The following is a 13,619-nucleotide window of genomic DNA, read 5'->3' as shown; positions in this document are numbered from 1 at the left end:
TATTAACACCCCCCTCCCGCAAACCTCGTTTTCAAAATGTCTGGGGGGCTGGTTTTTTTTTATAAGCCACCGGCGGCGGGGGGGGGTGTCCCCGGGCCACCCCCCCGCCCTTCCTCATTTCGTCCGGCGCTCAGGACTCCGTGCGGTACATCAGGTCCGTCTCGTGCGTGATGAACCCGAGCCGCTCGTACACGCTCACCGCGGCCTTGTTGTCCGCGTCCACGTACAGCATCGCCGTCGGCAGGCCCGCCTGCGCCAGGTGGGTCAGGCCGATGGTCGTCAGCGCCTTGCCCAGGCCGCCGCCCTGCGCGCCCGATCGCACCCCGAGGACGTACACCTCGCCGAGGCCCTCGTCCGCGTGGACCTTCGTCCAGTGGAATCCGACGAGCTCGCCGTCCTTCTCGGCCAGGAAGAAGCCCGCCGGGTCGAACCACGGCTCGGCCTTGCGGTCGTCCAGGTCGCGCTGGGTCAGGGAGCCCTGCTCGGGGTGGTGCGCGAAGGCGTCGGCGTTCACCGCGAGCCAGGCCGCGTCGTCCTGGCCGGGGACGAAGGGGCGTACCGAGACGCCATCGGGAAGGACGGGCTCGGGCAGGTCCAGGTCGCCCAAGGACCGCCGCATCTGACGCAGTTCGCGGAAGAGGGTGAGCCCGAGTACCTGGGCCAGGTGCCGCGCCGCCGAGTGCCCGCCGTGCGCCCAGATCCGCAGCCGCCGGCCCGACTCGGCGAGCAGCGCCGTGCCGAGCGCCCTGCCGTGCCCGCGGCCCCGGTGCGCGGGGTGCACGACGAGCTCGGCGGCGGGGGCCTCGATGGGGTCGGTGTCCTCCAGCTGCGCGTACCCGATGAGCTCGCTGCCGACGGTGAGCAGCAGATGCCGCACCCCGTCCCGCTCCCCGCCGCGCAGCTGGAGCCGCCCCTGCTCGGACACGGCCTGCTGGCCGTCCGTGCGGGCGGCTTCCGCGATCAGCCCGAGCACGGCGTCGGCCTGGTCGGAGGTGAGGGCGGCGACCGTGTCGATCTGCCGCAGGGAGGCGGGAGGCTGCTGCTCGTCAGTCATGGAGTCGAGGGTACGGCGGCGACCGCCCGTGGAGCAGATCACGGACGTACTCGCGGCCCGCGGGGGAGCGCACCACGGCGTACGCGCTCCCGGCACCGCTCCCGGCCGCCTTCGCCCCCGTACGCCGGCACGGATTTCCCGGCGGGGCGGGAGCGCCCCCGATGGCAACCACCTCGTAACCCGTAACCCCCTGTCGCGCTACGCGCGTTGACTTTAGGCTGCGCACGGAGTTTCACACCCTCAGCCGTCTCACACCTCTCCCAGGGGGACACGTGCCAGCCACACCTCAGCCACGTCGGCCAAGACGCCGCGCCACCCGGGTGCTCGCCGCCGCTGCCGGTCTCGCCACGCTCGGTGCGCTGGTCGCCGCGCTGCCCGCGAACGCCGGGCAGGACCACGCAGGCAAGGCGGGTGCGTCGGGCAAGAAGCGCACCGTCGACGTGCAGCTGCTGTCCTTCAACGACTTCCACGGCAATCTCCAGCCCCCGGCGGGATCGTCGGGCCAGGTGACGGAGAAGCAGCCCGACGGGACCGAGAAGAAGATCGACGCGGGCGGCGCCGAGTACCTCGCCACGTCTCTTCGTACGGCCCGTAAGGGCAACCCCTACAGCGTCACGGCGGCGGCCGGCGACCTCATCGGGGCGAGCCCGCTGCTCTCCGGCCTCTTCCACGACGAGCCGACCGTCGAGGCGATGAACAAGCTCGGCCTCGACGTAACCAGCGTCGGCAACCACGAGTTCGACGAGGGGGCCAAGGAGCTGGCCCGTATGCAGAACGGCGGCTGCCACCCCAAGGACGGCTGCTTCGAGAAGGGCAAGGAGTTCAAGGGGGCGGACTACCCCTACCTCGCGGCCAACGTGACCGACGAGAAGTCGGGCAAGCCCATCCTCAAGCCGTACTGGGTGTGGAAGCACAAGGGCGTGAAGGTCGGCTTCATCGGCGTGACCCTGGAGGGCACGCCCGACATCGTCTCCGCCGACGGCGTCAAGGGGCTGAAGTTCCACGACGAGATCGAGACGGTCAACAAGTACGCCAAGATCCTCGACAAGCAGGGCGTGAAGTCGATCGTCACGCTCATCCACGAGGGCGGCGTCCCCGCCTCGCAGACCTACAACTACAACTGTGACTCGCCGGGCGCGGGCGACGGCATCTCCGGGCCCATCACCACCATCGCCAAGGGCATCACGCCCAAGGTCGACGCCCTGGTCACCGGGCACACGCACAACGCGTACGTCTGCACCATCCCGGACCCCTCGGGCAAGCCCCGCATGGTCACGTCGGCCTCCTCCTTCGGGAAGCTCTACACGGACACGACGCTCACGTACGACCGCAAGACCAAGGACATCGTCCGTACGAGCGTGAAGTCCGCGAACCACGTGGTCAGCCGGGAGCAGGCGAAGGCCCCCGACATGACCTCGCTCATCTCCCGCTGGGACAAGCTGGCCGCGCCGGTCGCCGACAAGCCGGTCGGCTACATCTCCGCCGACATCCCCGGCCGTGGCGCCTCAGTGCCCGAGGCGCCGCTCGGCGACCTGATCGCGGACGCGCAGCTCGCGCACGGCAAGTCGCTCGACCCCGAGACGGATCTGGCGCTGATGAACCCCGGCGGCATCCGCTCCGACCTCGTCTTCAAGGCGAGCGGGAGCGAGGGCGACGGCGTCGTGACGTACGGCGAGGGCTTCACCGTGCAGCCGTTCAGCAACACCGTCAATCTGGTCGACCTGACCGGAGCGCAGCTGATCACTGGGCTCAAGCAGCAGGTCAGCGGGTCGAACGAGGCATCCCCGAAGATTCTGCAGATCTCGGACGGCCTGACGTACACGCTCGACATGACGAAGTCGGGCGCCGATCGTGTCGTGACGGACTCGATCAAGCTGGGCGGTTCGGCGATCGACCCGGCCGCCACGTACCGTGTGGCGATGAACTCCTTCCTGGCGGGCGGCGGCGACGGCTTCGCCGAGCTCGGCAAGGGCACGAAGCCGCTGGTCGGCAGCGATGACCTGAAGGCGTTCAACGACTACCTGACGGCCAACTCCACGGCGGACAAGCCGATCGCGCCGCCCAAGGCGGACCGGATCACCATCGTGAAGTGAACGACCCGTTAACAGGGTCACAGAGTAAGCGGCCCATATCGGTCGTTACTGGACGTAAGGCTTGGGGTGGGGTGTGAACGTATGGTGAAATCAGCTGATGCGTTCCCCCCACCGCATAGCCACGCTTCCGCCCGATCACAACCAGGCCTATCCGTCTGATGGTTGGCACGCCGAATCGGTTCCCCCAGAAGCATCTGAAGAGGCGGTAGAGACCACCGCCCCGCTCAACCCGTACGACGAGCTCGCGGCCCTCGCGACGCCGAACCCGCTGGAGCAGTTCCTCCACGAGGCCGACGATGAGGGTGAAGCCGACAAGTCGGACGCCCCCTGGCAGCCGCCGAACCACCGCCGCGGCAATCGCGGCCGAGGCCGCCGCCGGACCCGGTTCGCCGGGCTGCCGCTCGCCGCGAAGGCTGTCGTCGCCCTCGTCGTACTCGCCGCCTTCCTCGCGCTCGGCGACCGCTGGGCCCTGCTCTACGCCGAGCACGAGGCCGCGGACAAGCTCAAGGACTCCATGCACCTGAGCGCGGCTCCCGAGGTCGAGATCGAGGGCTTCCCCTTCCTGACCCAGGTCTTCGACAAGCGCGTGGACAAGGTCAAGGTCACCGTCCCGGACGTCGCCGCCGACCGGATCTCGCTCGCCCAGGTCTCCGCCACCGCCAACGACGTGAAGATCACCGGCGACGGGGCCACCGACATCAAGGGCGCCCGCATCAGCGAGATGAACGGCGAGGTGCTGCTCTCCTTCGACGACCTCAACCGCGAACTGGGCGCATCGCAGGTCACGTTCACCGGCCACGGCCACGACCAGGTGCTCGCGCGCGGCACGCTGCCCGTCGCGGGCCACGACCTGAAGCTGCGCGCCGACGCCCGCATCGAGCGCAACGGCGACCGCGGCATCTCCACCGACATCGGCAGGATGAGCCTCCAGATCGGCGACCTGGCCACCTACCGGCCCGGCACCCGCGAGTCCGAGGGCCTGCACCTCAGCCAGGCCTCCGCCGACCGCCTCTCCAAGGAGACGGCCAAGGCGAAGGCGCTGCTCTCCGTGCCGTCGATCGTCAAGCGGCTCGGCGTGTCGGACTCCGTGGTCAGCGGCGCCCTGAAGAGCGACACCAAGCTGAACGAACTCGTCGGCTCCCCGCGCTTCGTCAACGACGTGATGGGCCTCAACCTCATCGACGTCGCGATGGGCCACCCCGAGCTCCTGAAGAAGCTCGGCCTGGACCCGGCGCTGCTCAAGGGCCTCTCCCAGCTCACCCGCCCCGTCCTCGCCGACCGCCTGACCCTCGCCTTCCAGCTGCCGAAGCTGCCGGGGGACGGGCACGTGTGGCTCAAGGACGTGAACGTCCAGAAGGACGGCATCCGGGTGCGGCTCACGGGCACGGGGCTGAGCATCGGCAAGTAGCGGGGTTACGCGGTGGCGGCGGGGGGCGGGGTGGGCGCTCCCGGCAGCCGGACGGTGGCCACGGTCCCGCCCTCGCCACCGGCCCGCTCGAGCGTGACCTCGCCGCCCGACTGGTGCACGGTCCGCGCCACGATCGACAGGCCGAGGCCCGATCCGGGGAGACTGCGGGCCGACGGGGAACGCCAGAACCGGTCGAAGACGTGCGGGAGCTCGTCGGCGGGGATACCGGGGCCGTGATCGCGTACGGTCAGCGCGCCGTCCTTCAGGGCCACCTCGACCGCGGAGCCGGGGGGCCCGAACTTCACCGCGTTGTCCAGGATGTTCACGATGGCCCGCTCAAGGGCCGGGGGCTCGGCGCGTACGTACCAGGGGGCGAGGTCCGCGGCGAACGTCAGCTCGGGGCCGCGCAGCCGGGCCCGCTCCAGGGCCGCCTCCACGATCTCGTGCAGGGCGACCACCTGCACCTTGCCGATCTGCCCCGCTTCCGTGCGCGACAGCTCCTGCAAGTCGCCGATCAGCGCCGCCAGTTCGGTCATCTGCGCCGTGACGGAGGCGAGCAGGGCCTTGCGGTCGTCGGGCGGGATGGCCCGTCCCGTCTCCTCGCTGCGGGCGAGCAGCTCGATGTTCGTACGGAGCGAGGTGAGGGGGGTGCGGAGCTCGTGCCCCGCGTCCGCGATGAGCTGCTGCTGGAGGTCGCGGGACGAGGCGAGGGATGCGGTCATGGAGTTGAAGGAGCGGGAGAGGCGGGCGATCTCGTCGTCGCCCTCCGCGGGGATCCTGAGGTTCAGATCCTCCGTGCGGGCCACGTGCTCCACGGCCGCGGTGAGCTCATCGACCGGGCGAAGCCCGGTCCGGGCCACCCACAGGCCGGCGGCGCCTGCGCCGAGTACGCCGATGCCGGCGACCAGCGCGAGGACGAGGATGAGGTTGTCGAGGGTGTCGTCCATCTCGCTGAGCGGGCGGGCGACGGTGACGGCGAGGCCCTGGGGGCCGTCCAACGGGTAGGTGAGCACCCGGTACTTGTCGCCGTTCGACGCGGTCGCGGTGTGATAGACCTCGCCGGACTCGCGCTTGGCGACCGCGGTGTCCTCGTCGGTGACCTTGATGGACTGCGTGCCGACGATGACGCAGTGGCCGCCGTGCTGGTCGACGACCTGGATCGTCTGCTTGAACAGGTTCGGGTCGTCCTTGTCACGGATGACCGAGCGCTGGCAGTTCCCCTCCAGGTCGATCCGGCTGGCCACCACGTCGGCACGGACCCGATTGGTGCTCAGTGCGTCGTCCAGCGAGTTCATCAGCGCATTGCGCACCACGAACCAGCAGGCCACCGCCGCCGCTGCCACGGCGACCGCCACTGCGAAGGCGACCAGCATCGCCAGCCGTGACCGGAGCGGCATGGCGCGGTACCGCCGTACAAGACCTTTCACTCGGCGCCCCCACCGGACCCCGGACGCAGCACATACCCCACACCCCGCACCGTATGGACGAGGCGGGGCTCGCCGCCCGCCTCCGTCTTGCGGCGCAGGTACATGACGTACACGTCGAGGGAGTTGGAGGAGGGCTCGAAGTCGAAGCCCCAGACCGCCTTCAGGATCTGCTCCCGTGTGAGCACCTGACGAGGATGCGCGAGGAACATCTCGAGGAGGGTGAATTCCGTGCGGGTCAGCTCCACCGTGCGCGCCCCGCGAGTGACCTCACGGGTCGCGAGGTCCATCCGCAGGTCGCCGAAGGCGAGCGTGTCGCCTTCCTCGGCCTGCCCCGCGGTCGCGGCGTACGAACTGCGCCGCAGCAGGGCCCGGATGCGGGCGAAGAGCTCGTCGAGCTCGAAGGGCTTGACCAGGTAGTCGTCGGCGCCCGCGTCGAGCCCCGTGACGCGGTCACCGACCGTGTCGCGCGCGGTGAGCATCAGGATGGGCGTCAGGGAGCCGGTCGCGCGCAGCCGCCGCGCGGCGGTGAGGCCGTCCATGCGGGGCATCTGGATGTCGAGGACGACGAGGTCGGGACGGTAGGCCGCCGCCTTCTCCAGCGCGTCGGCGCCGTCGACGGCGACCTCGGTGCCGTAGCCCTCGAAGGCGAGGCTGCGTTGCAGCGCCTCCCGCACCGCGGGCTCGTCGTCGACGATCAAGATGCGCTGCTGCTGCTCGCCTTCGGCGGGGCTCATCGGCTGTGACTTCCTCGAGTACGGATCCGAGCGCGGTTCGGACGTGTCGGACGGGGCCGGTATCAGCCTCGCACGCGCGCGCGGGGCTTGCGGCGTGCGGCGGGCCGGGACGCTGCCGTGGCCACTTCGGGGGCGCGCTCCCGCGAGGCGCCGTGCAGCTCGCGGGCCACGGCGAGGGGGAGGCCGAGTCCCGCCGGGTCGGTGTCGGGCACGCTGCCCCAGCCGATGGTGGTGGCCAGGGCGTGCCGGGCGCGGTTGACGGTGATCAGGGGTCCGGGCATGGCGGCCTCCAGGTGCTCCGGGGGAGGGGGGAGTGGTCGGGGTCAGTCGGTCGAGCCGGCCCGCAGGGTGTCCAGGTCGGCCTTGACCGTGTTTATCGGGATGGCGAAACCGAGGCCGACGCTGCCGGAGGAGCTCGACTGGGCGCTCTGCGACGAGGAACTGGGCGAGTACATCGCGGAGTTGATGCCGACGATGTTGCCGTTCATGTCGATGAGCGCGCCGCCGGAGTTGCCCGGGTTGAGCGAGGCGTCGGTCTGGAGGGCCTTGTACGTGGTCTTCGACGACCCGGTGTCGCCGTTGAACTGCTCGCCGCCGTACTCGAACGGCCAGCCGCCGCCGCCCTGCTGTTGCTGCTGTCCCTGGTCCTCGTCCGTCGACACGGTGACGTCGCGGTCGAGGGCGGAGATGATGCCGCTGGTGACGGTGCCGGTCAGGCCCTCGGGGGAGCCGATCGCCACGACGTCGTCGCCGATCTTGACGTTGTCGGAGTTGCCGAGGCTCGCGGCCTTGAGGCCGGAGGCGTCCTGGAGCTTGATCAGCGCCAGGTCCTTCTTGCTGTCGGTGCCGACGACCTTGGCGTCGTACGACTTGCCGTCGTTCGTCGTCACCTTGACCGACGTGGCGCCGGAGATCACGTGGTTGTTGGTGATGATCTCGCCGTCGTCCGTGATGATCACGCCGGAGCCGGTGGCCTCACCGGAGTTCGACTTCGCGCTGATCTCAACGATGCTCGGGCTGACCGCCTGGGCCACGCCGGAGACGGTGCCCTTCTGGCTGGTGGGCACGACGTTCGTGTTGGTGGCGCTGGTCGCCGTGCCGTCCTTGCCGGTCAGCTCCTGGAAGGCGTACGCGGTGCCGCCGCCCACGGCCGCTGCCGCGATGGCGACGGCGGCGAGGAGGGCGAGGGGCCCCTTGGCCCGCCGGCGCGGGGGCTTCGGGGGCGCTTCCGGTGCGAAAGCGGGCGGGGGCGGGTACGCGCCCTGCGTACCGCCATGGTGAACAGGCGCTGACGACTGCTGCTGCTGGGGGTACTCGCCGCTGTTTGTCATGGGATCTAGGCTGCGGGGCGTTCATGAGAGGGGTCTGAGTACGCCCTGAGAACACCGGTAGAACCTCGTATGCCCCATATAAAGCCGCCGCTTCGCGGCGAATCTTTCCTGCCCACCCAGCCGATTACCCCGCATCTGCCCTCCGCCATCGCCGACGCATCGGTGCGGAAAAGGCTCAGCTGCAGCCGCAGGACTGCCGGACCACAAGGCGTGAGGGGAACAGCTTCAGGCGCTCCCGGCGCGAACCGGCGACCCGGAGCCCGTCGTCCAGGACGAGATCAACCGCCGCGCGAGCCATCGCGGGCCGGTCCGATGCCACGGTCGTCAGCGGCGGGTCGGTGAGCCCCGCCTCCTTGACGTCGTCGAACCCGGCGACGGCCAGTTGGTCCGGTACGTCGATACGAAGCTCCCGCGCGGCCCGCAGCACACCGATGGCCTGGTCGTCGGTGGAGCAGAAGACGGCCGTCGGCCGATCGGGGCGGGCAAGCAGCTTCAGCGCCATCTGATACGCGTCATAGCGGTTGTACGGAGCCTCGAAGAGCCGCCCCTCGACCGAACGCCCGGCCTCCTGCATCGCCCGCCGCCAGCCCTCGACGTGGTCGGAGACGGGGTCGCCGACGGTCGGGGTCTCGGCGGTGCCGCCGACACAGGCGACGTACTCGTGCCCGTGTTCCAGAAGGTGCCGCGTGGCCAGCTGCGCGCCGCCGAGGTCGTCCGTGACGACGGCGACGTCGTCGATCGCCTCGGGCCGCTCGTGCAGGAGCACGACCCGCGCGTCCCACGCGTCGATCTCCGCGGCGGCCTGATCCGTCAGACCATGGCTGACGAGGATCAGCCCGGAGACCCGCATGCCGAGGAACGCCCGCAGATAGTGGGCCTCGCGCTCGTCCACGTAGTCCGTGTTGCCGACGAGGACCATCTTTCCGCGCTCGGATGCCGCCTGCTCCACGGCATGCGTCATCTCCGCGAAGAACGGCTGCCGCGCGTCGGGCACGATCATGCCTATGAGGTCGGTCCGCCGCGACGCCATGGCCTGGGCGACCCGGTCGGGCCGGTACCCCAGCTCTTTGATCGCGGCGAGTACACGCTCGCGCGTGGCCGGGGCGACCGGCCTAGGTCCGTTGTTGATGACATAGCTGACGACGGCGGTGGAAGTACCCGCAAGTCGTGCAACGTCATCCCGAGTCACCTTGGCCACGCGCGGAGTCTACGCGGATGGAACTACCGCTGGGCAGGGCGTACGGCAGCTTCCTTCGGCGCGGACGCGGCGGGTGCCGCCTCGCGCTTCGGGATCTCCCGGTGCTCGCCCTCGGCCTTCGGGGCCGCCGCCTTCGCCTTCTTCTCGTCGGCCGCGCGTTCGACCTTCTCCGGAGTCACGAAGCGGTAACCGACATTCCGGACGGTTCCGATGAGCGACTCGTGCTCGACGCCGAGCTTCGCGCGAAGGCGCCGTACGTGCACGTCGACCGTGCGCGTGCCGCCGAAGTAGTCGTAGCCCCAGACCTCCTGGAGCAGCTGGGCCCGCGTGAAGACGCGGCCCGGGTGCTGCGCCAGGTACTTGAGCAGCTCGAACTCCTTGAAGGTCAGGTCGAGGACCCGGCCCTTCAGCTTCGCGCTGTACGTCGCCTCGTCCACGGAGAGATCGCCGTTGCGGATCTCCATGGGGGAGTCGTCGGCGGTGATCGACTGGCGGCCCATCGCCAGGCGGAGGCGCGCCTCGACCTCGGCGGGGCCCGCCGTGTCGAGAAGCACGTCGTCGATGCCCCAGTCGGCGGTGACGGCCGCGAGGCCGCCCTCCGTGACGACGAGGACCAGCGGACAGCCGGGTCCCGTGGAGCGCAGAAGCTGGCAGAGGCTGCGGACCTGAGGCAGGTCACGGCGGCCGTCGATCAGGATGACGTCGGCACCGGGGGTGTCGACGAGGGCCGGGCCTTCGGCGGGGGCGACCCGCACGTTGTGCAGCAGCAGGCCGAGAGCGGGGAGCACCTCCGTCGACGGCTGAAGGGCATTGGTAAGGAGCAGCAGAGAACTCATCGCTGCTCACCCGCCTGGGTCGTCCTACGGTTGTGCACGGTTCGCTCGCCCATAACGTCGGTTCCTCCTCGGTCCCTGCGAGGACGTTTACGGCACTGCTTCGTACTGATTGCTGCCGTGCTTCCAGGGCCCGCGCCCCGGGCCCTGCACGCCGTCGTGGACAACGTGCCTGAAAGCACGAAAGGACCCGGGGGCTTCGCTGCCCGGATCCTCTGCCAAGGAGAATAGCCCACATGACTTCCGGTCCGGCAGGCCAAGAGGCGGGATCTTCTGTGCCGCCGATCACTCGCACTCCGCCCCGCGTTCAACGCCGCGCAACGCTCCGTACACAGGACGGAGTCGCCGTCGAGGCGGTCTACGAGCCCGGTCCCGACCCCGCGGGGGAGCTCGCGATCGTGCTCGCGCACGGCTTCACGGGCGGCATCGACCGGCCGCACGTGCGCCGCGCGGCCGGGGTGTTCGCCCAGCGTGCGGCCGTGATCACGTTCTCCTTCCGGGGCCACGGGGCGTCCGGCGGGCTCTCCACGGTCGGCGACCGCGAGGTGCTCGACCTGGCGGCCGCGGTGGAGTGGGCCCGGTCCTTCGGCCACACACGGGTGGTGACCGTGGGTTTCTCGATGGGCGGTTCCGTGGTGCTCCGGCACGCGGCCCTGGCCGGCGCCGCGCACGGGGGGCGCACGGAAGCGCGGGTTGACGCCGTGGTCGCCGTGAGCGCTCCGGCCCGTTGGTTCTACCGGGGGACGGCGCCGATGCGGCGGCTGCACTGGGTGGTGACGCGGCCCATGGGACGCGTGGTGGGCCGCTTCGGCCTGCGCACGCGAATCCACCCGCACGAGTGGGACCCCGTCCCCCTCTCGCCGGTGGAATCGGTCCCGCTGATCGCGCCGACGCCGCTCCTGATCGTGCACGGGGACCGGGACCCGTACTTCCCGGTGGATCACCCCCGGATGCTGGCCGCCGCCGCGGAGGGCGGGGCCGAGCTCTGGCTGGAGGCGGGCATGGGGCACGCGGAGAACGCGGCGGACGACGCACTGCTCGGTCGGATCGCCGAGTGGGCCACGGCATCATGGACGTCGGCAATCGCCGAAGGGTCGGCGATCGCCGGAGGAGAGGAGCTGTGATGGTGAACGGCACCATTCGCTATTGGGCCGCGGCCAAAACAGCCGCAGGTGTCGCGGAGGAGCCGTACGCCGCGACGACGCTGGCCGAGGCGCTCGACGCGGCACGCGAGCGACACCCCGGTGAGCTCGTCCGTGTACTGCAACGATGCTCGTTCCTCATCGACGGCGACCCCGTGGGTACCCGCGGGCATGAGACGGTACGGCTGGCCGAGGGCGGCACGGTCGAGGTGCTCCCGCCGTTCGCAGGAGGGTGAGCAGCGATATGAGCGATCCACGCCATGAGGGATACGGGTACGGGGACTACGACCCCTACCGCCAGGAATATCCCCCTGAGCAGGCGCAGCAGCCCTATCCGCCTGAGCAGCCGCACCAGCAGCACCAGCAGTATCAGCAGCCACAGCCTCAGCCCTACGCCCCTGAGCAGCAGTACGCCCAGCAGCAGTACCAGTACCCGCAGCAGCCGCAGCCGCAGCAGCCCTACGCCCGGGACGCGTACACCCAGCAGTGGGAGGGGCAGACCTGGGACACCCAGATCCAGCCCTCGCCCGTGGTGGACGTGACGGAGACCGCGTATCTGCCTCCGCAGGGGTATGGACAGCCGATTCCGGAGCCGCAGCCGATGCCGCAGCCACATCCGCAGTACGACGTGGCCGCGGCGGACGAAGCCCCCGAACCGGTCCCCGCCACCTACGGCCCCGCCACCACCACCGGCAACGCCCGTATCACCGACGCCCAGCGGGCCCGCGCCGAAGGGCGGTCGCCGATCATAGAGCCGGGGATCCAGCCCGCGGCCCTGACCGCGGTCCTGGGGCTGCTGCTCGCCGGTACCGCCGCCGTCGGCCAGTACGCACTGCTCGTACCGCTGATCCTGCTGCAAGCCGTCACCGCCGCCGGATGGTTCCGGCTCAACGGGATGTGGCCCGCCCGGCAGGGCATCGCGCTCGCCTTCATGGGCGGCGTCGTCGCCGACATCGCGCTGCTCGCCACCGGCAAGGAGAACGCGCCCGCCGCGATCCTCGGCACCCTGGGCGTATGGGTGCTGCTCGTGCTCGTCCTGCAACTGCGCAGCCGCGCCTCCGCCGACGAGCGGATGGCCGGTCTCATGGCGACCGTCGCCTCCTCCGCCCTCGCGATCATCGCGACCGGGCACCTCGCGGCCCCGGACGACGCCGTGACGGTGGGCGGCATCGCCGTCGCGGTCGCCGTGATCGCCCGCGCGCTGCCCCTGCCGACGCCCGCATCCGTCGTCGTCGCGCTGCTCGCGGCCGCCGGTGCCGGGATCGCCGTCGGCGGCATGACGGACTTCGGCAGCAAGGGCGCGCTTCTCGGCCTCGGCGCCGGTGTCTGCGCGCTGATCGGCCACCGGGTCGCCAGCTACGACTACCCGTCCCGCTTCGTGCACATGACGGCGGGCGTGGCCCTGCCGCTCGCGGCGGCGGCCCCGGCCGTCTACCTCCTGGGCAGGGCCATCGGCTGACCGGCACGGCTGATCGTCACAGCTGATCGACAGGTCCCCGGCCGGGAGCTCCCGCCGGGGACCTGTCCTTTAGGCTCGCGGAAAACGTCAGTTGAGTCGGGGGACAAGGTGGGGGAACACCGGACATGAAGCGCGCCGTACGAATACTTCTGATCCTCGTCGTGATCCTGGGGGGCCTGTTCGTGGCCGCCGACCGTCTGGCGGTCGGCTTCGCGGAGGACGAGGCGGCGGAGAAGCTGCGTACCAGCGAGGGGCTCAGCGAGACGCCCGACGTCTCCATCAAGGGCTTTCCGTTCCTGACGCAGGTCGCCGGGGGCACGCTCGACGACGTCGAGATCGGCATCGAGAACTACGACGCCACGTCCGGCTCCGACAAGATCCGCATCGCCGATCTGAACGCCGAGATGAAGGGCGTCGAGTTCTCCGGCGACTACAGCTCCGCCACCGCCGACGAAGCCACCGGTACGGCCCTGATCTCGTACGACGAGCTGCTCAAGCAGGCGCAGGGCGAGCCGGTCGAGCTGCCGCTCGGCGCCACCGGCAAGGTGGTCGGGCTCTCGGACGGCGGCGGCAACAAGATCAAGGTCGAGGTCGAGGTCAGCAAGGGCGGCGCGAAGCTGCCCAAGCCGGTGCACGTGATGAGCTCGGTCAAGGTCGAGAACGACACGATCAAGGTGAACGCCGACGAGATCCCGAAGAAGTTCGAGGTCATGGGCGTATCGATTCCTCTCCCCGAGGGTCTGGTGCGCGACGTGACCGACTTCGAGGAGAAGGTCACCGGTCTGCCGGGGGGCATCAAGATCGACGAGGTGGAGCCGGCCAAGGACGGCGTGGAGATCTCGGTCAAGGGCACGAACGTGAAGCTCGCGGGCTGAGGGCGGATACGGAGCGGGCGGGTGCGGGCGGCCGTGCCGGGGGCCGGGAGGAGGCCGTGCGCGCG

General features: G+C 70.4%; 13 protein-coding genes. 6 read left to right on the top strand and 7 right to left on the bottom strand.

The genetic code is table 11. From position 1 onward, the window contains the following. Positions 1–130 precede the first annotated feature (130 nt). Positions 131–1,054 carry a mycothiol synthase gene (mshD, locus tag ACQKIP_RS24090; protein WP_365860218.1) on the bottom strand — a complete coding sequence of 308 codons (924 nt, stop codon included), beginning with the start codon at positions 1,052–1,054 and terminating at the stop codon, positions 131–133. A gap of 272 nt (positions 1,055–1,326) precedes the next feature. Here mshD and ACQKIP_RS24085 point away from each other — a divergent pair, with 272 nt between their 5' ends. Beyond that, positions 1,327–3,147 (top strand): bifunctional metallophosphatase/5'-nucleotidase, encoded by a 1,821-nt coding sequence (locus tag ACQKIP_RS24085; protein WP_365860219.1) that lies wholly within the window; start codon positions 1,327–1,329, stop codon positions 3,145–3,147. Positions 3,148–3,244: 97 nt separating this feature from the next. Beyond that, positions 3,245–4,555 carry an LmeA family phospholipid-binding protein gene (locus tag ACQKIP_RS24080; RefSeq protein ID WP_365860220.1) on the top strand — a complete coding sequence of 437 codons (1,311 nt, stop codon included), beginning with the start codon at positions 3,245–3,247 and terminating at the stop codon, positions 4,553–4,555. Between the two features lie 5 nt (positions 4,556–4,560). Here the strand turns inward: ACQKIP_RS24080 and ACQKIP_RS24075 are convergent, their stop codons facing one another. From ACQKIP_RS24075 to ACQKIP_RS24050, 6 genes are all read right to left on the bottom strand, one after another. After that, positions 4,561–5,982, bottom strand: a complete 1,422-nt coding sequence (locus tag ACQKIP_RS24075) for a HAMP domain-containing sensor histidine kinase (RefSeq protein WP_365860221.1) — start codon at positions 5,980–5,982, stop codon at positions 4,561–4,563. Then, positions 5,979–6,716 carry a response regulator transcription factor gene (locus ACQKIP_RS24070; protein WP_365860222.1) on the bottom strand — a complete coding sequence of 246 codons (738 nt, stop codon included), beginning with the start codon at positions 6,714–6,716 and terminating at the stop codon, positions 5,979–5,981. The genes ACQKIP_RS24075 and ACQKIP_RS24070 overlap by 4 nt, the downstream gene beginning before the upstream one ends. A 62-nt stretch (positions 6,717–6,778) precedes the next feature. Further along, positions 6,779–6,997, bottom strand: coding sequence for a hypothetical protein (locus ACQKIP_RS24065; RefSeq protein ID WP_365860223.1), 219 nt, complete (start codon positions 6,995–6,997; stop codon positions 6,779–6,781). Positions 6,998–7,039: 42 nt separating this feature from the next. Further along, positions 7,040–8,047, bottom strand: coding sequence for a S1C family serine protease (locus ACQKIP_RS24060; RefSeq protein WP_365860224.1), 1,008 nt, complete (start codon positions 8,045–8,047; stop codon positions 7,040–7,042). Positions 8,048–8,222: 175 nt separating this feature from the next. After that, entirely contained in the window at positions 8,223–9,245 is a 1,023-nt protein-coding gene (locus ACQKIP_RS24055; protein ID WP_365860225.1) for a LacI family DNA-binding transcriptional regulator, read from the bottom strand. A 23-nt stretch (positions 9,246–9,268) separates the two neighbouring features. Then, entirely contained in the window at positions 9,269–10,081 is an 813-nt protein-coding gene (locus ACQKIP_RS24050; protein WP_365860226.1) for a winged helix-turn-helix transcriptional regulator, read from the bottom strand. A gap of 233 nt (positions 10,082–10,314) precedes the next feature. Here ACQKIP_RS24050 and ACQKIP_RS24045 point away from each other — a divergent pair, with 233 nt between their 5' ends. The 4 genes from ACQKIP_RS24045 to ACQKIP_RS24030 all read left to right on the top strand — a co-directional run bounded on the left by ACQKIP_RS24045 (position 10,315) and on the right by ACQKIP_RS24030 (position 13,554). Beyond that, positions 10,315–11,202 (top strand): alpha/beta hydrolase, encoded by an 888-nt coding sequence (locus ACQKIP_RS24045; RefSeq protein WP_365860227.1) that lies wholly within the window; start codon positions 10,315–10,317, stop codon positions 11,200–11,202. Beyond that, a complete protein-coding gene (locus ACQKIP_RS24040; protein WP_365860228.1) occupies positions 11,202–11,456 on the top strand; it encodes a MoaD/ThiS family protein in 255 nt (84 codons plus the stop codon). The genes ACQKIP_RS24045 and ACQKIP_RS24040 overlap by 1 nt, the downstream gene beginning before the upstream one ends. A gap of 8 nt (positions 11,457–11,464) precedes the next feature. Beyond that, positions 11,465–12,679 carry a hypothetical protein gene (locus ACQKIP_RS24035; protein WP_365860229.1) on the top strand — a complete coding sequence of 405 codons (1,215 nt, stop codon included), beginning with the start codon at positions 11,465–11,467 and terminating at the stop codon, positions 12,677–12,679. Positions 12,680–12,804: 125 nt separating this feature from the next. Further along, the gene (locus ACQKIP_RS24030) at positions 12,805–13,554 is read left to right on the top strand and encodes an LmeA family phospholipid-binding protein (protein ID WP_365860230.1); all 750 of its coding nucleotides are present in this window, start codon (positions 12,805–12,807) and stop codon (positions 13,552–13,554) included. The last annotated feature ends 65 nt before the right edge of the window (positions 13,555–13,619 follow it).

The organism is Streptomyces sp. NPDC059900 (assembly GCF_050270335.1).
In the GTDB taxonomy this organism is placed as follows: domain Bacteria; phylum Actinomycetota; class Actinomycetes; order Streptomycetales; family Streptomycetaceae; genus Streptomyces.
This window is presented reverse-complemented; position numbering and strand designations above follow the sequence as displayed.

Excerpts from the sequence above, each read along its gene's own strand:
- ACQKIP_RS24070 (WP_365860222.1), bottom strand. The coding sequence starts at position 6,716 with ATGAGCCCCGCCGAAGGCGAGCAGCAGCAGCGCATCTTGATCGTCGAC.
- ACQKIP_RS24065 (WP_365860223.1), bottom strand. The coding sequence starts at position 6,997 with ATGCCCGGACCCCTGATCACCGTCAACCGCGCCCGGCACGCCCTGGCC.
- ACQKIP_RS24060 (WP_365860224.1), bottom strand. The coding sequence starts at position 8,047 with ATGACAAACAGCGGCGAGTACCCCCAGCAGCAGCAGTCGTCAGCGCCT.
- ACQKIP_RS24035 (WP_365860229.1), top strand. The coding sequence starts at position 11,465 with ATGAGCGATCCACGCCATGAGGGATACGGGTACGGGGACTACGACCCC.
- ACQKIP_RS24040 (WP_365860228.1), top strand. The coding sequence starts at position 11,202 with ATGGTGAACGGCACCATTCGCTATTGGGCCGCGGCCAAAACAGCCGCA.
- ACQKIP_RS24050 (WP_365860226.1), bottom strand. The coding sequence starts at position 10,081 with ATGAGTTCTCTGCTGCTCCTTACCAATGCCCTTCAGCCGTCGACGGAG.
- ACQKIP_RS24045 (WP_365860227.1), top strand. The coding sequence starts at position 10,315 with ATGACTTCCGGTCCGGCAGGCCAAGAGGCGGGATCTTCTGTGCCGCCG.
- ACQKIP_RS24030 (WP_365860230.1), top strand. The coding sequence starts at position 12,805 with ATGAAGCGCGCCGTACGAATACTTCTGATCCTCGTCGTGATCCTGGGG.
- ACQKIP_RS24080 (WP_365860220.1), top strand. The coding sequence starts at position 3,245 with ATGCGTTCCCCCCACCGCATAGCCACGCTTCCGCCCGATCACAACCAG.
- mshD (WP_365860218.1), bottom strand. The coding sequence starts at position 1,054 with ATGACTGACGAGCAGCAGCCTCCCGCCTCCCTGCGGCAGATCGACACG.